17 protein-coding genes are annotated in these 17,942 nt (G+C 43.5%); 14 read left to right on the top strand and 3 right to left on the bottom strand.

Annotated elements, in window-relative coordinates; all coding sequences use genetic code 11:
* The first annotated feature begins 16 nt into the window (after nt 1-16).
* The 14 genes from cpaB to LY387_RS09220 all read left to right on the top strand — a co-directional run bounded on the left by cpaB (nt 17) and on the right by LY387_RS09220 (nt 14,213).
* Nucleotides 17-850 (top strand): Flp pilus assembly protein CpaB, encoded by an 834-nt coding sequence (cpaB, locus tag LY387_RS09285; protein WP_234493861.1) that lies wholly within the window; start codon nt 17-19, stop codon nt 848-850.
* Nucleotides 850-2,208 (top strand): type II and III secretion system protein family protein, encoded by a 1,359-nt coding sequence (locus tag LY387_RS09280; RefSeq protein ID WP_234493860.1) that lies wholly within the window; start codon nt 850-852, stop codon nt 2,206-2,208. Before cpaB ends, LY387_RS09280 begins: the two co-directional genes overlap by 1 nt.
* Nucleotides 2,205-2,681, top strand: a complete 477-nt coding sequence (locus LY387_RS09275; RefSeq protein WP_234493859.1) for a hypothetical protein — start codon at nt 2,205-2,207, stop codon at nt 2,679-2,681. The genes LY387_RS09280 and LY387_RS09275 overlap by 4 nt, the downstream gene beginning before the upstream one ends.
* Before the next feature lie 2 nt (nt 2,682-2,683).
* Nucleotides 2,684-3,928: an AAA family ATPase gene (locus LY387_RS09270; protein WP_234493858.1), complete on the top strand. Its 1,245-nt coding sequence runs from the start codon at nt 2,684-2,686 to the stop codon at nt 3,926-3,928.
* A complete protein-coding gene (locus LY387_RS09265; RefSeq protein WP_042475508.1) occupies nt 3,925-5,196 on the top strand; it encodes a CpaF family protein in 1,272 nt (423 codons plus the stop codon). The genes LY387_RS09270 and LY387_RS09265 overlap by 4 nt, the downstream gene beginning before the upstream one ends.
* A gap of 2 nt (nt 5,197-5,198) precedes the next feature.
* Complete coding sequence (locus LY387_RS09260; RefSeq protein WP_234493857.1) at nt 5,199-6,098, top strand: type II secretion system F family protein; 900 nt, start codon at nt 5,199-5,201, stop codon at nt 6,096-6,098.
* Nucleotides 6,098-6,946 carry a type II secretion system F family protein gene (locus LY387_RS09255; RefSeq protein ID WP_234493856.1) on the top strand — a complete coding sequence of 283 codons (849 nt, stop codon included), beginning with the start codon at nt 6,098-6,100 and terminating at the stop codon, nt 6,944-6,946. The genes LY387_RS09260 and LY387_RS09255 overlap by 1 nt, the downstream gene beginning before the upstream one ends.
* Before the next feature lie 4 nt (nt 6,947-6,950).
* Nucleotides 6,951-7,667 carry a tetratricopeptide repeat protein gene (locus tag LY387_RS09250; RefSeq protein ID WP_234493855.1) on the top strand — a complete coding sequence of 239 codons (717 nt, stop codon included), beginning with the start codon at nt 6,951-6,953 and terminating at the stop codon, nt 7,665-7,667.
* A gap of 8 nt (nt 7,668-7,675) precedes the next feature.
* Nucleotides 7,676-8,170, top strand: a complete 495-nt coding sequence (locus LY387_RS09245; RefSeq protein ID WP_234496091.1) for a TadE family protein — start codon at nt 7,676-7,678, stop codon at nt 8,168-8,170.
* Nucleotides 8,163-8,699, top strand: coding sequence for a tight adherence pilus pseudopilin TadF (gene tadF, locus LY387_RS09240; protein WP_234493854.1), 537 nt, complete (start codon nt 8,163-8,165; stop codon nt 8,697-8,699). The genes LY387_RS09245 and tadF overlap by 8 nt, the downstream gene beginning before the upstream one ends.
* Nucleotides 8,700-8,702: 3 nt before the next feature.
* Nucleotides 8,703-10,268 carry a TadE/TadG family type IV pilus assembly protein gene (locus LY387_RS09235; RefSeq protein WP_234493853.1) on the top strand — a complete coding sequence of 522 codons (1,566 nt, stop codon included), beginning with the start codon at nt 8,703-8,705 and terminating at the stop codon, nt 10,266-10,268.
* 7 nt (nt 10,269-10,275) lie between these two features.
* Nucleotides 10,276-10,884 carry an OmpA family protein gene (locus LY387_RS09230; protein WP_234493852.1) on the top strand — a complete coding sequence of 203 codons (609 nt, stop codon included), beginning with the start codon at nt 10,276-10,278 and terminating at the stop codon, nt 10,882-10,884.
* 157 nt (nt 10,885-11,041) lie between these two features.
* The gene (locus LY387_RS09225) at nt 11,042-12,496 is read left to right on the top strand and encodes a hypothetical protein (protein WP_234493851.1); all 1,455 of its coding nucleotides are present in this window, start codon (nt 11,042-11,044) and stop codon (nt 12,494-12,496) included.
* Nucleotides 12,497-12,647: 151 nt separating this feature from the next.
* On the top strand, nt 12,648-14,213 hold the full coding sequence (locus tag LY387_RS09220) for a hypothetical protein (RefSeq protein ID WP_234493850.1): 1,566 nt from the start codon (nt 12,648-12,650) through the stop codon (nt 14,211-14,213).
* A gap of 14 nt (nt 14,214-14,227) precedes the next feature.
* Here LY387_RS09220 and LY387_RS09215 read toward each other — a convergent pair whose 3' ends face one another.
* From LY387_RS09215 to LY387_RS09205, 3 genes are all read right to left on the bottom strand, one after another.
* Nucleotides 14,228-15,157 carry a glycosyltransferase family 2 protein gene (locus LY387_RS09215; RefSeq protein WP_234496090.1) on the bottom strand — a complete coding sequence of 310 codons (930 nt, stop codon included), beginning with the start codon at nt 15,155-15,157 and terminating at the stop codon, nt 14,228-14,230.
* Complete coding sequence (locus LY387_RS09210; protein ID WP_234493849.1) at nt 15,150-16,919, bottom strand: hypothetical protein; 1,770 nt, start codon at nt 16,917-16,919, stop codon at nt 15,150-15,152. The genes LY387_RS09215 and LY387_RS09210 overlap by 8 nt, the downstream gene beginning before the upstream one ends.
* A gap of 105 nt (nt 16,920-17,024) precedes the next feature.
* Nucleotides 17,025-17,786, bottom strand: coding sequence for a helix-turn-helix domain-containing protein (locus tag LY387_RS09205; RefSeq protein WP_234493848.1), 762 nt, complete (start codon nt 17,784-17,786; stop codon nt 17,025-17,027).
* Nucleotides 17,787-17,942 lie beyond the last annotated feature (156 nt).

The raw sequence follows: 17,942 nt of genomic DNA, 5'->3' as shown, positions 1-17,942 counted from the left end.
AGAGTGGATGTACACCATGAGACAAAGGATAGTTTTTGTCATTGCTTTGCTAGCACTGTTTGTCGGCGTAGTAGGCTTCTTGGGTCTATTAGATAATCCCGACGATAAAACGGTGGTCACTCAACAAGCAGAACCCGTTGTTGAAGAAAGATATGTCTCAGTGTGGCGTACCCTTGATGACTTAGCGAAAGGTCGAGAGATTACGACAAGCGATGTGAAAAAAGAGCAGTTACCTCTCAGTGAAGCTCGTCACTATGGCATCAAATCCGACGTGAATATCGATTTTAACCCTTCGACACTGCTCAACCGCGAACTCAAAAGCGGTGAACTCGTTTTGCCTGAGTATCAGACGAAACAGGGGCAGCCAGGGTACGTTGACCTTTTGATCACCGAAGGCATGACTTTATACCCATTGCGCGTTAACGCGAGCAACATGGTTAATGACTACATCCGCCCAGGTACTTATGTTGATATTTTAACCGTAAGTTCTCCTACGATTAATCTCGCGTCTTCCTCAGATAAACCGCAGTTTTTTAATGGCGTTAAAGCCGACATGTTCCTAACGAAAGTGAAGGTTCTGAACTTAGAAGGTGCCGCTCGTGGTAAAGACAATATCAGAGCAACAACCTCAAACAGTACCGATGATATGGCGACCATCATTATCGAAGTCGATCCAGACCAAATTCCTCGTCTAGCGCTGGCACAGCGCACTATGCATATCGAAGTCTACCGCAGTCAAACATACCAACATCGAACTCAAGTGGAAGTGCGAAACATTATCGACAACTTTACGGGTGTCGAAGAGCTTCGAGGCCAAGGAAAACTCACTATGTCAGCAGAGGGCTTCTGATGTCGTCTTTACGTTTATTCATTCCGCATGTTGTTTTGTTGGTAGCGAGTTTGCTCTTCACTTCAATGAGTAATGCTGCGGACAGGTACATTACGCTCAATGGGGGCACGCACATTAACCTGCCAAATACGATTGGTAAGGTGTTTATTAGTAACCCTCAAATCGCCGACTATAAAGTCATTGATGAAAATACCATCGTCGTATTTGCCTCTAGCTTAGGGCAAGCACGCCTGATTGTTTATGGCACTGAGCAAGATGTTCTGCTGTCAGACAAGATCATTGTGGATCTCGATTTATCACAAGTTAGACGTCAGCTTGCTTTTCATTTTCCTGACCTCGATATCAAGGTCCAATCAATAGGCTCACAAGTTGCGGTCAGCGGGGTAGTGAACTCTGAGGAAGAGCGAGATGCCATCTATCGCATGGTAGCAACACTACTTGGTCGTGAAAAAACAGAGCGTTGGCATAAAGCAGAAAAACTGGAGTTCAAGCTTCCCAATATGGAACTCGAAGAGCCAGAAAGCATGGTTTTCGCGCGCAATATGACCTGGGAAGGCATTATTGAGCGTTTGGAAGTTGCCACCACGCAACAGGTAAACGTCAAAATTTCAGTTGCTCAAGTTACTGAGAACTTCGGCGAAACCATTGGTGTTGATTGGCAAACGGTGGGAAGCAGTGTTGGGCAGTTCGTGTTCGACCAATTTAAAGCTGAAAACCTGACTACGATTATCTCCGCGCTTGGTAATGACAGTGTGGCTCAAGTTCTCGCAGAGCCAAATTTGACGGTTCTATCAGGTGAGTCAGCGAGCTTCTTAGTAGGTGGCGAAGTCCCGGTCATTATTACCACGGCCAACAACGTCAACATCACCTACAAAGAGTTTGGTGTAAAGCTGGATCTAACCGCGAAAGTTTTGAGCGAAGACAAGATTAAAATGCAGCTTTTTCCTGAAGTAAGTGAAATAGAAAGCTATGTGAAAGCCGCAGGCATAGAAGTGCCTCAGCTCGCCTCACGCCGCGCGATGACGACAGTGGAGCTGGGTGATGGTGAGAGTTTTATTCTCGGTGGACTAATGAGCAGCGCGGACTACGAAGAGCTGCAAAAGATACCAGTGGTTGGTGATATCCCAGTTCTAGGGGCAGCATTTAGAAAATCTATTACAGAGAGAAAGCGTACTGAGCTGATCATTGTTGCAACGGTTAATCTCGTTAAACCAACTCGCTCGACGGATATTCAACTGCCTTATATGAGGAAAACACCGACTATGGTGCGTTGGTTAAACCTAGAAGGGGACGAGTATCAAGCGCCCGCATCGGATGCGACGATGAGACTTCTATCTGATGGAGGATTCATTCAATGAGAACTCGAGTTTTATGTATCTGCCTCAGTCTTCTGATGTTTGGCTGCACAACGGAACGGTATTTCATTGGCGATGGCGTTGAAGCACTTGTGTATCAAGAGAACCACACCGTAGAGCTGAATATTAAGAATAAATCAGCGAGCAAAGCCTATCTTACCCAGCTCATTGAAAGCATTGAAAAGCAAAATGCCGATGCGCGTTATACGTTTGTTTATCGCCAAGCGAAAACTAAGGCGCTATTTGAGCAGACTTTGATGGCATTTCCTGAACTAACACTTAAAAATCACCGTGTTTCGTATCAGCAGGAAAGTCAATTACGCAGCGATGCGTTAGTGAAAGTGACACTTCATAAAGTTAAAACCGAGCGATGTGCACCTTCCCAGGTGCTTGTCGAGTCTTATCAGAGAAACTGCTTTGTTGAGTCTTCAAGAATGCAGCAAGTCGTGAACAAATCGAAAGTGGTTGGAGAGTAGTTATGTTTGATCTAACCAAAGCGCTGAGTAATAAAAGCAAAGTCGTACAGCAGCAAAATGCAACGGGTGTGGCAGGCTGCACGCTGTACTATCAGTCGACAGAATGTTTGGAACTAGTTCGCGAAATCTTTCGTTTTGAGGGGTGGAATGATCCCGACTGTGTCAAGTTCAACCACAGAGTCACCAAACTCACGACAGAGCAAAGCAGCCATATAATCGTCCTAGAACTGAATGAATCGGATGATGTTGTTCGAGATGCAAAAGAGTTCGCTAGTCGACTGCCTACGCATAAAGGTGTGGTTGTTATTGGCAAAGAAGACGCGATATCCACGCTTCGTGCATTGAAGGAGATGGGTTTCTATTATGTCTTTTGGCCGGTAAACAAAACAGAGTTCGCCGACTTCCTGACTCACGTAAACAAAAACCTTCAAACGTTTTCAGGGGTCAGCCAAAAGCGTAAGGCCAAACGAGTCGCTATCGTCGGTTCGAAAGGTGGGGTGGGCACGTCATTTATCGCCTCAGAGTTGACCTCAATGCTGGCTGCCCAGGGGACTGACGGTCTTCTTGTCGATCATCAATACGACAACTCAAATGTCGACGTGCTTCTGGCGCTTAAGTCATTTAAGCCACGTGTTATTGACGAGTTTTCTGCACCACTACATGAAATGGATGAAGAAGGGGCGCTAAGTTACCTGCACTCGGTGCGCAAGAACTTTCGTTTGCTCGCTCTTGATGGAGATATGAGTCAAGACAACATCCTGGTTTATAGCCAGACACTTTGTGAGCTCTTGTCTCGTAATACTAACTTTATCGTCGAAGACTTCTCTGGCAGCGTAAATTTCAAGCTAGAACCACAAATGTTAGTGGACAACTTTGATGTGGTGGTTTTAGTCGTTGACCCATCAGTATCGTCCATGCGCAGTGCCAAGCGACTGCTAGAACGTTTGCGTAACATTCAATTGACGCTGTCGACCAAGACTCGCGTGATTACTGTGGTTAACTATCATAGGCCGGCACCCTCGTTTGTCATTCAAAAGGGCGAGATTTCCAAGTATCTAGGCTCACCAGTTGATATGGACATGCCATACAGCAAACATCTTGAGCACATCATCATTGATGGCAAGAGCGCCCACAAGCACGATAGACATATTAATCGCTGTTTTGGTCAGTTAATCAAGCTGATTAACGGGCAAACGATCGAAGACAAGAGCCTTAAATCGTGGTTCAAAACTAGGAAGAATAAATGAGTTCGAATAAAGAGCTGTATCTCGCTTTTCGCACCCAAATTTTTGAAGCACTTGATGCTGAAGCGGTCCAAAAAATGGATCGTAAGGATCTTGAAGGTCAGATACACAGTGCTGTTGACCTTTTGGCGAGTAACTATCGTCGTCCTATAACGGCAATGATGAAAACTGGGCTGGTTAAGAGTTTAGTTGATGAGCTATTTGGACTCGGCCCTTTACAACCGCTAGTGGAAGATCAGTCTATCACCGATATCATGGTAAATGGACCGAGCAATATCTTCTTTGAGCGCCATGGTAAGGTTCAAAAATCAGATTTAACCTTTGTTAATGAAGAGCAGTTGCTTTCTATTGCAAAGCGCATCGCTTCGCGTGTTGGTCGACGAGTCGATGAGCTTTCACCTACCGTGGATGCGCGTCTAGAGGACGGCAGTCGTGTCAACATTGTGATTCCGCCTATTGCTCTTGATGGTACCTCGATTTCAATTCGTAAATTCCGCGAGCAGAAAATTGCGTTTGAAGATCTGGTCGGGTTTGGCTCTATGTCGCCAGATATGGCGAGAGTCTTAATGATCGCGGCTCGCTGTCGAATGAACGTTCTGATTTCAGGTGGTACGGGCTCTGGTAAAACGACGCTACTCAACGCTATGTCTAACTATATTGCTGAAGACGAACGCGTTGTCACGATAGAGGATGCAGCGGAACTCCAATTAGGGCAGCCTAACTTAGTGCGCCTAGAAACAAGAACCGCAAGTATCGAGCAAACGGGCAAAGTGACTCAGCGTGACTTGGTGATCAATGCTCTGCGTATGCGTCCTGATCGCATTATTCTTGGTGAGTGTCGTGGCTCAGAAGCCTTCGAAATGCTGCAAGCTATGAACACGGGACACGACGGTTCTATGTCGACCCTCCACGCGAATACGCCTCGCGATGCCATTGCTCGCGTCGAATCCATGGTCATGATGGCAAACCTGAATCAGCCACTTGATGCAATTCGCAGAACGATAGTCAGCGCTGTTCAGCTTATTGTTCAGATCAACCGTCTGCGTGATGGGTCGCGTAAGGTCACTAGCATTTCAGAGGTGGTGGGCCTTGAGGGTGAAAACGTTGTGATGGACGAGATTTTCCGTTTCCAGTATGACGATACTCAGTACGGAGAGGCCGTAAAGGGTTCTTACGTAACCAGCGGGATTATGCAGCGCTCAGAGTTGGTCAAAAAAGCGCAATTCTTTGGCTTATACGATGACTTAATGAACTCATTTAGAGGCATGTAATCATGATTTGGCTGTCGCTCATTCTGTTTGCCATCGCATTACTTCTTATGCCCAATGATAGGAAGAAAAATGTCGATCATTACTTTCAGCTAGAAGAGGCGGAGAGTGAGTCGTTTGATGCGATCAATATTAAAGAGTTGACGGCTAAAAAGGGATGGCAAAAGACCATGGAGACGGTCAGCGGCAACATCTCAATATTGGGGCCGCGCTCTGTGTTTTACGTTGCTATGTTTTCTATCGGCTCATTGTTTGGCTCGTGGTATCTGTTTAATCGTGTTTTTACCTTTAACAATCCTTGGTTGGTCGTTATCTCTACGCTGGGCCTACTGTTTGTCGGCTATCGCTACTTGAAAGACAGGCGTCGCAAAGAATTTGAAAAATCCTTTCCTGATGCGCTGAACATAATGATGAGTGCGGTAACGGCTGGTGATAGCTTAATGCAGGCGATTACATACGTGGGTGACACCATGGGCAATAGTATTGGCCGAGATTTTAAGTATATGGGCAACCGCTTAAAAATGGGTGAAACACCAGAAGTTGTGTTGCAGCGAGCGTGTAAAATATACCCCTATCCAGAATTCGTGTTTTTCACTTTGACCTTAAAAGCCAATATTAGTCGCGGCGGCCAATTGAAAGGGGTTTTAGCGAAATTGATTCGGGTACTCGTTGACTCTCGGACAATGGAAAAAAAGAAGCTGGCTATGACTTCGGAAGCAAGAATGTCTGCAAAGATAGTTGCACTCATTCCAGTAGGCTTTTGTGTATTACTGTCATCTATTAGTCCGGATAAGCTGGATTTTATTCTCTATGACCCTGATGGTAGGGGCATTCTTTACTACGTAGTAGGCAGTGAGCTTCTTGGTTTGGCGGTGATCTGGCTGCTTATGAAGGGGGTGCGCTGATGTTTACTCTATTGGCTGTGCTTATATTTGTATTCGCATCTGTATTTTTTATTGTTGATTCTTTTAATAAGCAGAATAGAACGTCAAGAATAGAGCACTTTTTGAAAGAGGATGATTATAACGCGCCCTCTAAGATCAGTATGTTCCTACTTAAATTTGGAACCAAACACAGGAAGGCACTAGAAAACCGATTCCTTGAAGCGGGCTTTTACAACAAAGAACTGGCCAAGTTCTATTTTCCTCTAAAGCTTCTGGCTGTGGTGGCTTTAGTTACCTTCACTATGCTGACAGATTTGGAATGGGATAACAAAATGTTGATCATGCTTTTCGGGCTAGTCGGCATCATTGTTGTGCCAGATATGATCTTGGACTTTAAGCGCAAGTCGCTCATTTCAACCACGTCATCAAAGCTTCCATACCTTCTCGATATGATGTCAGTATGTGTGCAAACAGGGATGACCGTTGAGGCGACATTCGACTATCTGGGACAAGAGTTAGATAGCTTTGACAGGGACTTGTGTTATCAAGTCCGGCGTACCGCAGAATCGGCAAAGATAAAGGGATTAGAAAAAGCACTGAATGACCTCAGCGACAGACTTCCCACTCCAGAAGTTCGAAGCTTTGTGTTGACGGTTATACAGAACCTGCAATACGGCACGTCTATCGCACAAGTATTGAGCAACTTAGCAGAGGACATGCGAAAAATTCAACTGCTTACCATCGAAGAGAAGGTTGGGCAGTTGTCCTCAAAAATGGGGATCCCACTCATTCTATTTATCATGTTCCCTATCGTAGTATTAATTTTAGGTCCGGCAATCGTTCAGATGTCGGCGAATATGGGCGGATAAACTGATGAAAGCTAACCTTTGGACAAGTTTACTTATTAGCCTTTTTCTAGTGAACGGTTGCGCGACCACGCCAACCACCAAGTCTGACCCTGTTGAGAATATGCACAAGGTTAATAACTTCGATGGGCTGATCGATTACTACCAAAAGAAAGTCGAGCAAAACTCCGACGACCTCGCATCCTATGAGCAAATTGCTCTGGCGTACTTCAAGAAGAATGACCTTGAATCTGCGGAGTTTTATTCAGACTACCTACTGGAACATGGTTATGAGTCTCAGGAGTTACTTTTTGTAAGAGGTAAAATCTATGCATCGGATGAAGAACCGGCAAACGCGATAGAGTTCTTTAACCAATCCATTGCTTCAGGGAATAACAGTGGAGACGTGTTTAATGCGCTTGGAGTCGAATACAGCAAGTTGAATCAGTTTTCTGAAGCGATCGATGCATTCAACACGGCACGACTTAGAGGGTTCGATGAGCTTACGGTGAAGAACAACCTTGCGGTTATCTATATAGCCCAAGGCAATAATCAAAAAGCAATTTCTGTGTTAACGGCTTTGTTAGAAGAGGTGCCAGAAAACAAAAAGGTACGTTCGAATCTTGCCATTGCTCTTTTGAGAACTGGTGACATGACAAGTGCAAAATCTTTGCTGAAAGATGATTTTAGCTCTCGAGAGCTAGTGCTTGTCTCGCAACAGATCCAAAGTGGGGTGTCTCAATAATGGCGCTGATGACGAAGTGGAAAAAGCAGATGGGGTCAACTTCCGTAGAGTTCGCTTTGGCGGGCTTAACCCTCATGTTTGCTACTTTCGCCATTTTTGAGTCCTGTTACCAAATTTATGTTGTGAACATGACGGAGTTTGCGCTTCGAGAAACTATTCGTAATACCAAGGTAGACCAGGGCATTGACGACACGCCTGAAAAACTTAATGAGCACTACGAAACGTACTTTCGTCAACTCATCATGGACAACAACAAGATTTGGCACTTCTTGATGGACGGCGATAAGTTCACGATAGAAGGCAAGTACTACCAATCTTATGACGACTTTGTTGCTGGTGTAGGGCACACCTCTCAAGGGGTTGGTTTCTATTACGACTTAGCTGAGATCACTGTGGAGTACGAGTATGAGCCGATGATAGAGCTTGTTAGTTCCGACACAGTAAAAATATCTCGAACTATGGTGTTGAATTTGGAGCACCAAGGGTGGGGTGACGATGAATAAAATGAAAAAGCAAAAAGGTGTCTTTGCGATTGAGTTAGGATTTATCCTATTCGCACTTTGCGCGATATTTTTATTCGCTACCGATATCAGTCACAAATTATTGGTTCGAGCAAAGCTTGATCGCACCAGCTTTGCTTTGGTGAACATACTCAAAGAAAGATACCGCTATTTCGATGGCAGTGTCGTCAATAAACTTAATCTTGATGTGACAGAAACAGAGCTTCTTGAAATGCGCAAGGTTGCGGCAAGGTTACTTAACACTACAGAAGATGAGGTAGCCATCAAAATTGAATCTCTTGTTGATGCCCAGTTCACGACGACATTTACTAGTGCAAAATTTGATAGTTTGGGCTGCAGCGTCGGCTCCATCTCTTCTGAAGCCGGACTGGCACCGACCGAGAGTGGGACTATTTATCCCTTGTACCGAGTCAGCGTTTGTGAAGAACATGACTCTTGGTTTGACCCATTCGTTGGTGGAAGCACAGAAGATATTGCAGTGACTTCATCATCAGTGATGCCCGGGAGGTAGCCGATGAAACGTCGTTTAGGTAATCGTTATTCCTCTATCAAGAATCAACGTGGTGTCGCAGGTATTTGGTTAGGCATGACATTAGTGCCAATCATGGGATTCACCTTTTGGGCGATAGAGGGGACGCGTTATGTCCAAGAACACAACCGTCTAGGTGATGCTAATGAAGCCGCAGCGATGGCGCTCACGATTCAAGATGATACTGCATCTGCTCAGAACCTAGCTGAGAGTTATATACGCAGCTATGTAAGAGACATTGATTCAATTGCTGTCACATCGGTAAGACAGCATCAAGAGCAAACGGATGCGTCGGATGAGTCCATTCAATACAGCGTGAGTGCGGTGACGTCGCACAGTTCTTGGTTTTCAAGTACGTTTATTCCCTCTTTCAATGAAACCGTAGACTTGCACAGCAGTGCAGTTGCAAAAAAGTACTTATCCACGCTAGCGGATAACAATATTGATATCGTTTTTGTTGCGGACTTTTCTGGTTCTATGACCTATAGCTGGAGTGGTAGCAGTAATAGCAAAATTAAAGACCTTAAATTGGCTATAAATCAAGTATCCGCCAAAATACTTTGCGGAAACATTGGTTACAAAGAAGTTGGAGGGAAGTTAGTCGAGGTTTGTCTTGATAGCGATCAGGACAAGATGGCAAACAAACTTGATAATCGCATCGCCCTTGCTCCATTCAACACACGAACAAGAGAACGGGACTCACAAAATACGGCTTATGCTGTTAGCCAACTACGGTATCGAAAAGACGTCAAAATTGGGGAGCCTAGTCTGACTTATGATGAAGTTGATTGGAATTGGTGGCGTACTAAAAACTTCAAGTACGTGCACCTTTGCTCCAATAATCATAAAAAATGTGATGGCAAGTCGTTGTCTCTTCAGAAGCAAGCAAAACGTATCGTCGATGTTTTAGGTATTTATAAGTGGAAGTCGAACTACTATGGAAGCAAATACTTAGATGAGCCAAATTATATAGACTATCAGAAAACTGTGAGTGATATGCTGAATGACAAATTTCCCGGTCAATCATCAAACTATCAGGTTAAGAGTACTAATTTGTATGGTGGGTTTGGTTCAAAGAGTAACGACCAATTCTTCAATGTGCCTTTAACATCCCAACTCACTGAAATTAATAAAATTAATAAAATGGAGGCAAGTGGGGCGACAGCAGCGTATCAAGGGATATTAACCGGTGTACAGCTTCTTTCCCAAGGGAACCCTAACTCGTCAGATAGTGAAGAACAAGAAGCTTACGATTCAAAAATCAAAATGTTGTTAATTTTTAGTGACGGAGAGGAATCACCTGATCCGAAAATTCTTAAGAATTTAGTTTCTGCTAAGATGTGTGATACCGCGAGACAATATATCCCCGGCCTATACATCGGCTTCATCGGTGTTGATTTTGATGCTGAAAACATACCTGCATTTAGACAATGCGTTAATGATGAAACAACGGACATTATTAACGTAGGAAACCTCAACGAGCTCATAGAGAAAATCGAAGAGCTGATCAAGAATGGTTCAAAATCAAGTGGATTTACAAAGTTGTACTAGGGCAATAATGAAAATACAAATTACTACAATCGCTATGCTTATCGGGTTAATTAGCCCTGGCACATATGCTCAAAGTTACTACTGTACTAACTCTGAAATTGAAATTAAGCGTGAGGTACGTTTAGAACATGGGGTACTGTTAGAACAACACAGGAACGGTTCGTTGCAGAGAGAGCTAAAGTTAAAAGACGAGCAGTTAGCTAATGTTTTGTCTGAGGAGGTTATGCTCCCCCCAAGACGAGGCTGCCATAGCTACATTAGCTCTGATATTGAGAATCAAACTAGTTTAGCACGGGTGCAGTTTGGTTTTGACCAATCTTCATTGACTCCTATGGCGAGAGACTCTCTACACACTTTAGCTCGATCTATCGGTGAAAATGGTACTCAAATATTAGTCGAAGGACACACTGATAGCATGGGAAGTGCCGGTTATAACCAAGAGCTTGGTTTAAAACGAGCGCTGTCAGTATATGACCTATTACGTTATCAAGGTGTCGATAAGCAAAATATTACGGTTCGTACATTAGGTGAAACTCAACCTCTTGAGCCAAATAACTCAAGCAAGAATCGAGCAATTAATCGCCGCGCTGAAATTATGGTTGTGACAGGTAACTAGGTCGTAGGGCTACATTACTTGAACTCCCTCTTAATTGATGAATAAGATCACACAAATATGCTCCATTGTAGCGACACTGCACTGGGGCTTTGATAGAATGGACACTTATTTCAGAATGAAACCTTCGCTATAAGAAAAAGCCGCACATGGAAATGCGTTGGCATTTAAGAAGGATTATGAGGTTGTTGTGAATCTAGAAAAAGTATTACCACACTTGAAAGCGAAAACATGGATAACGCTTGCAAGCGTGACCGTTATGTCGAGCGCTTGGGCTTCTGATCTGGTTAATGGCAGTGAGCAAGCACAGCTAGAAACGATTAACAGCGAGTATTCTTCTCGTTATAGCGAAGTAGGTTTAGATGACACTATTGCGTTTTATAACAAAACCTCATCAAGTATCGATGCTAATAAGATCAAACTGCTTAACAATATCGATATTGTCAAAGCCGACTCCAAAGTATTCCAAGAGAAGCTAGTTCTTGGTGAATACGATGAAGGTATCGCTGTGGCACTTCGTGGCGTTTCATCGTCAATTAGTAAACTTAATCAAGAGCTTGCAGAGTCCGAAGCTAAGTTAATCGAACTCAATAAAACGATTGCTGCGAGTCAGTCAAGTGTGACGCAGATGGAGCGTGACAAAAATGAACAACTGCTTGCGTTGTATAGAGAAATCAAAGATCGCCACCTGAAAGAGGCTAATGTTGTTCATCGTGAGAACTATTCAGGTAAGCTAGAATGTAAGGTTACAGAAAGCCTATCAGCCTGTGTAAATAGAAACCTACCTTACATGAAGAATGCGTTTGCACTAGAGAAAGGTGGGTCCGAGCGAATCAAACTTACGTCTTATAAAGTTGTTGATGCCACACAAAAACTGAATGGTGACCTAACTTATACCGTGTCTGCGGAATATAAGAATGCGTTCAATTCAAACTTAGATGGCGAGATTCGCAAAGCATTAAATCTAGATAAGATCCGATTTGTCTTCCGCTCTAACTCTGCGGACACCGAATACTACATAAACGAAGAAAAAGTAGGCAGCGGCGATACGATTGAGCTGTCTGGTAATTATGTGGGTGTATACAATGTTCGTGCGGTTAATAAGGGCAAGACACAGTCATTACGCCTAAACCTGAAAAACGACAGTGACTACTTTTTCCCATTTGCTAAGAAAACTCAAAAAGCACAATCTAAAACACAGACAAAACCTATGAGTGTGACAAAAAGTGCCAAGACTAATGAAGCGGCTCAAATAACCAAAAAGGTTTTAGAGGCACCTAAGAACGCAAAGGGTTCGAACAAAGAAGTAGGCACGTTTTCAAATACGGTTGTTTATAAAGATGAGGTATTCACTTATCTTTACCCAGTGTACCGTGGCAATAACAAATCTGCAGAAGTATTCCTTAGCCGCTCAGACGCGACACAATACTGCGAACAGAAGTTGTCCTCGAAGCTTCCAACAAAGGCCGCATACAAGTATTTGGAGTTGTACGCTGATCTTAAGCCGGGTGACTATTGGACGGACGAGGGACGAGTGTACTCTTCACAGAAGAAAGACGTTTTTGACAAAACGTTCGAAACCAATCGCTTTATCTGTATGGTAAGTATGAATTAGTGGATATTAGATCGCTTAGGATTCGTCCCTTACGCTAAAAAAGCCCTCGAGAGAGGGCTTTTTTGTGTTTTAAGTATGTGTGTTTAAAGTCAATCACCGAATTATTCGTAATAACAATGAGCTATACTCGTCCATGTGATTAAGCTTTGATATGGATATCGAGACACACGAAATGGAATCGAGAAAATCGACAGCACTTTCAATAGCAGTAATGGTTATTGCCGCCTTCACTTTGTTGTTAGTTACGATGACGCCTATCAATGGTGATGTTGCTTTCTTGGTTCACATGGCCAAAAACACGGCGTTATCTAACTTCTACCAGCAGTTTTATGAGGTCAACCCTCCGCTGATCGTCTATCTGTACAAGCTGTTCCTAGTTCCTTACCACCTGGGTTTTCTCAGTGATATCTCTTCGATAAGGCTTGGCACTTCTATCTATCTTTTGGGAAGTGTATGGGTGTGTGCCAAGGTGCTAAGCCACCTTACTAAGGAGCAAAGAGAACCCCTGATACTTGCAATTGCACTCAGCCTTTTGATTATCAATCCCTTAATGTTCTCTCAACGTGAACAGTTTATTGCCGCTGGATTAATGGTGTACTTTGCGTTCAGTTATGCTTGTTTCTATACAGCTCATAGCGCTGGCCTGAAAGTCGTTACGGCATTCTTTCTAGCTCTATCGTTAAGTCTAAAACCTCAATATGGGACAGTGTTTTTGTTAGTCGAAGCCTATTTATGGTTTAGGTATGGTAATGCAAACAAACGCTTGTTTTATATTGCAGTTGTCTCTTTTGGTGCACTTTATGTAGCAAGTGTGTATTGGTTTAATGAAGATTACCTGTCAATAATCGTTCCTTGGGCGCGAGAGTACTACTCATCATATTTTAAAGATTTTAGCGATGTCGTCGGCGTTGCCGTATTGTTGCTTGTAACCACAGTTCCATCATACTTATACTTACGCACGTTGAAATACGACCATAGATGCTTGGAACTAGGCGCGGTCTTCCTGATTGGTGCCTTGGTGGCGTTCGTGTCGGGCAGAACTGCTTTTTCTTACCATCTAATTCCCGCGTCCGCATTTAGTTATCTACTCGTAAACCTTTCGCTAATTGTAGGTGTACGATCAATGCTCACGCGCTTTGAGCTAAAACAAATCCTTGTTATTACGGTTCTGGGCCCGCTAGTAATATGGCAGTGGCCGTATTTTATGAAAGTGCCTCAGTTCAGTTTAAACAGCTCTGTGTCCAGACTGATGAGCGAATCCCAAGAACTTCATAAAGATATGATTATCGATAAGGATTTGCTTGATTTTTCTGATGCTATAAGAGAGGTCTCTACGCCGGGTGATGGTATTGTGTTCTTAGCATCGAAAGGTATGTATTTACAGCACTCGATACCATTACATAACTCATTAGACTGGTCATCTCGAATGCCAAACTTTTGGCTACTTCCGAACGCTATTGAGCGCAAAGATGAACCTGAACAGAAGAAACATATTGCGTGGATTCAAAAAGCAGTAATCGCAGACTTTGAAAAAATGAAACCAAATGTGCTTATAAAAGAAGAATACGACGCAGATAGAAAACCGAAGCATAAACTGGTGCTGCAGACCTTAGAGCAAAGTCCTCCCTTAAAATCCATTATCGACCGTTACCAGTTTGTCTCATCCCATCGCTACAAGTATTCGGTTTATCACTTGTATGTTTTGAAAGGAGACTAGTCTCAGTATTATGATTACTGATGGGTCGTACGCCGAGTACTCAAAAAGTGAAGTTGTTTGGCTTCAAGGCGGCCGCGGCTAACATTATCCAATATAAAGCCGACAAATAAACACATGACAGAGATGACTGCTATAGCACTCGCCAAAATAGCCGTTGGAAATTTCGGAACCAAACCCGTCTCAAAAAACTCGTTGATTACCGGTATTCCCAGTACCAAGCTCAAAAAAGCCATGACCAATGATAAGCCGCTGAAAAAGAGCAAGGGTTTCACATCTCTTAGCAGAAACAAAATGAAACCTAAAATTCTAAAGCCATCTTTGAAGGTGCGGAGCTTGCTGCTTGTTCCCTCTGGCCGAGTAGAGTATGAGGTAGGCACTTCTTTCCAAGCAACTCTCGCTTGAAGCGCGTGCACAGTAATCTCGGTTTCGATCTCGAAACCAAGGCTGATAATAGGAAGTGATTTCACAAAGCGACGTGTCATCACACGATACCCAGAAAATACGTCGGTTAGCTTGGCGCCAAAGAACGTATTGACGAGAGTGGAAAAGGCATGGTTTCCCAATATATGCCCTGGCGGGAAAGCTGTCTCAACGTAGCTCCTAGTGCCTGTTACCATATCAAGGTGCTCATTGCGCAGAGTCTCTATCATTACAGGAGCAGCATTCGCATCATAGGTGTTGTCGCCATCCGTCATTACATAAATATCAGCCTCAACATCCGCGAACATTCTTCGCACAACTTCACCTTTGCCTTGGCGGGGCTCCTTCATCACAGTAGCTCCGTGTGCGCTTGCCTCTCTTACCGAGTTATCCGTCGAGTTGTTGTCGTAAACGTAAATGGTGGCCGATGGTAAAGCTTGTTTAAAAGCATCGATAGTAAGTCCTATCGCTCCCTCTTCGTTGTAACAAGGGATAACGACGGCTACGTTAGGTTCGTTATTCATCATTGTTCAATCCTTTGAGCTGATAAACGGCCAGTCCTTGTTCGTTGCCATCGACATAGCTTAGCCATTCGGGAACTTGTCCCGAGAGCAACATATTGACCAAGCTAGTGGGGGGCGTCGCTTTAGCAATCATTGATAGTTGTGGGTCTCGTTTGTCCACTATGATGAGGCTAATGTTCTGTTGTTTAAGCGAGTTGGCAAGAACGGCAGATGTGTGAGTACTGAAGGCTTCAATTGCTTTTGTGTTTCCGTTAACGTTTCTATGGTACGGGCCGGAAATAACCGAGTTTTCAGTGAGCGCTAATATAGGTGATGCAGTCTCTAATGAGGTGAGTATCTTGTGTTCACGAAGCTGGTTTTTGTTCAGAACTTCGACGGCATCTAAGCGCCACAAACGGCTCACGGGCGCTTGGCTTGGCTCTGACCCGACCGCCGAGTTATACATAATGGGTACTACTATTGTTGGCATCGCCAACATAAATGGGGTCAAGCGTATAAAGCGAGTCGTAATCTTGCTATACAACGCGTAGATAAGGTTAGCTTGGAGAGGCAGGCTGACCAAAACATAAAAAGGAAGTAACCTCAGTTGCCAAAAAAGAAGTGGCAGTAATAACAAAAAAGCTATCATCCAAAGCCATTTTTGGTGAGTGCTGGTGGTGGTGACTATTGATGCTGTGGTGATAACGATGTAACAGACAGCAATAAGTACAACCGTCAGTTGTCCTCCGGACAGCATATAGGAGATAAGCGGTTTAGCTTCAGAGACGTGATCTAACCAAAAGTAAGAAAGCAATCTAGGGTAGTTTTGATATGGGCTCGCCAACATATCAGGATATAAAAACAAACTTCCGACAATACATGCGAGTATGAGCGTCAGAGTAAAAAAAACGGAACCTTTCCGAGAGCTTACGATGAACGTTATTCCCACAACTAAACTAAGCAAAAACAATGGATACGTTGCGACATCGAAAACGGGTTCAAGAATGACTTCCATAGGCTCAAAAATAGTCAAACCCAATAGTCCGACTAGAGCACAGGCGATACCTGTGTAACCCAAGTAAACCCACGAGTAGTCGAGACCACGTTGCTTAGTAAGGAAGCACATACCCGTTAGTAGAGTACAGAAATAAGCGGGTATCGCTTCTAAGCCGATGAGCAAGGATACCGCCAAAACGCTGCCGCTTGCGACACCTCTATATATCGCTGACACCTGCTTATTCTCAGAAAAGGGCACTAGATTCAAAAACAAGATGAACAGTAGTAGTTGTAAGTTGTGATGGTCAATATACCCCGGTGCAAATTTAGCATAAACGATTGAAAATGGAGCAAATATGGCCACGATAACAGCAGGATAGAGACCAAATATTTTACTGGTAAGTCGTGCCACTAAATACAAGAGGCCGAGAAAGTACAGGGTAGGGACAAAGAATAGAGACAGTGCAACGGCTAGGGGTTCCGATACAACGTAACCTGTGAGCCAAATTACCAAAGCGACGGGCACGTCAACGATTCTTGACCAGTGCATCACTCGCCCGTCTTCAGGGTTGAATCTTTCAAATGGAAGTTGGTATAGAGAGGGCGACTGGATAAACGTACTGACTTGATGCAATCTCATGTAATTGTCATTGTCACCAAGATCACCGTTTAATATGCTTGGGAAGCTGTAGATAAACGCCGTACAAAAAACCACTACCCAAACGACGATTATTATAACGTTTAGGTGGAGATTAGGCTTAGCTTCTCTGCTTGGGATACGTTCCATCCTCGAAATTCCATTTTTCTTACAGAGTATATAAACCTTATATCGTATTCTTTTACTTGGTTGCCTCAATAATGAGAATAGTTAAATAAATACTACCTTTTCGAATTAGTTTATTTTCAAGACGCCCTTGAAGTTTCGAAAAGTTCCAGGGCTCATACCGACTTTTCTTTTGAAAACACGCGAGAAATATGAAACATCATTAAAGCCACTTTCATAAGCTATGGAGGATATTTGCTTATTATCGTCGCTCAACAGCAAGCTCTTTGCATATTCAAGTCGCTTGTTGCCTAGATGGTCTCTGAAACTGCAGCCGACTTCTCTATGGAATATTCTAGAGAAATACTGTGTGGATAGATGACAGTGCCCAGCGACATCAGATTCTTTGATGTTTTTGGTAAAATGCTTTTCGATATAATCTAACGCAGTTGTAATTACATTTGATTCGGTAGGCAAGGATCTATCGACGCTTTCTCTGCGTTGATGAGGCTCCACTTTATCTCGCAAATCACCAGCGTTGCTTTTTGAATCCCCGGTCAGTTGCTCCACCGCGAGCGATGTCTTTTTTAGGGCCTGCGGTGAGTTGATATCAACATGTGCATACACAAGCTCACTGCTTAGAAACGCGTCAGGCACGCTTGCATCATGAAACAGTATTAGCGACTTGGAGAGGTTTCTGCAGATTTTGAGGAGCATTAGTAGTGTTTCGTCATTATCATAACGCTCTGAAAAATAGAAACAAAAAGTCTGAGAAGGTTCTGTGATGACTGAAACATCTCTGTTCACTTCTATGAGATTAAACTTATCACTAAGATAATCCCGTATAACCTTGGGAAGCAAAATTGTTGGTTTCCCTATCCAATACGCCATTTTCCACTCTCAAAACTGCGACAACACCTGTAAACTATATGATTAGTCTAGTTGCACAGCTCTTTTTTGCCACAAAACATCATAAAAATGACATCTAAACTTAAAACTGTCTCATTACTAATACATGTATCTATAGGCAACTAGTTGATTCATTGA

The organism is Vibrio maritimus (assembly GCF_021441885.1).
Lineage (GTDB): Bacteria > Pseudomonadota > Gammaproteobacteria > Enterobacterales > Vibrionaceae > Vibrio > Vibrio maritimus_B.
This window is presented reverse-complemented; position numbering and strand designations above follow the sequence as displayed.

Excerpts from the sequence above, each read along its gene's own strand:
- LY387_RS09255 (WP_234493856.1), top strand. The coding sequence starts at position 6,098 with ATGTTTACTCTATTGGCTGTGCTTATATTTGTATTCGCATCTGTATTT.
- LY387_RS09250 (WP_234493855.1), top strand. The coding sequence starts at position 6,951 with ATGAAAGCTAACCTTTGGACAAGTTTACTTATTAGCCTTTTTCTAGTG.
- LY387_RS09230 (WP_234493852.1), top strand. The coding sequence starts at position 10,276 with ATGAAAATACAAATTACTACAATCGCTATGCTTATCGGGTTAATTAGC.
- LY387_RS09245 (WP_234496091.1), top strand. The coding sequence starts at position 7,676 with ATGACGAAGTGGAAAAAGCAGATGGGGTCAACTTCCGTAGAGTTCGCT.
- LY387_RS09260 (WP_234493857.1), top strand. The coding sequence starts at position 5,199 with ATGATTTGGCTGTCGCTCATTCTGTTTGCCATCGCATTACTTCTTATG.
- LY387_RS09235 (WP_234493853.1), top strand. The coding sequence starts at position 8,703 with ATGAAACGTCGTTTAGGTAATCGTTATTCCTCTATCAAGAATCAACGT.
- LY387_RS09265 (WP_042475508.1), top strand. The coding sequence starts at position 3,925 with ATGAGTTCGAATAAAGAGCTGTATCTCGCTTTTCGCACCCAAATTTTT.
- cpaB (WP_234493861.1), top strand. The coding sequence starts at position 17 with ATGAGACAAAGGATAGTTTTTGTCATTGCTTTGCTAGCACTGTTTGTC.
- LY387_RS09280 (WP_234493860.1), top strand. The coding sequence starts at position 850 with ATGTCGTCTTTACGTTTATTCATTCCGCATGTTGTTTTGTTGGTAGCG.
- LY387_RS09275 (WP_234493859.1), top strand. The coding sequence starts at position 2,205 with ATGAGAACTCGAGTTTTATGTATCTGCCTCAGTCTTCTGATGTTTGGC.
- LY387_RS09270 (WP_234493858.1), top strand. The coding sequence starts at position 2,684 with ATGTTTGATCTAACCAAAGCGCTGAGTAATAAAAGCAAAGTCGTACAG.
- LY387_RS09220 (WP_234493850.1), top strand. The coding sequence starts at position 12,648 with ATGGATATCGAGACACACGAAATGGAATCGAGAAAATCGACAGCACTT.
- LY387_RS09215 (WP_234496090.1), bottom strand. The coding sequence starts at position 15,157 with ATGAATAACGAACCTAACGTAGCCGTCGTTATCCCTTGTTACAACGAA.
- LY387_RS09205 (WP_234493848.1), bottom strand. The coding sequence starts at position 17,786 with ATGGCGTATTGGATAGGGAAACCAACAATTTTGCTTCCCAAGGTTATA.
- LY387_RS09210 (WP_234493849.1), bottom strand. The coding sequence starts at position 16,919 with ATGGAACGTATCCCAAGCAGAGAAGCTAAGCCTAATCTCCACCTAAAC.
- tadF (WP_234493854.1), top strand. The coding sequence starts at position 8,163 with ATGAATAAAATGAAAAAGCAAAAAGGTGTCTTTGCGATTGAGTTAGGA.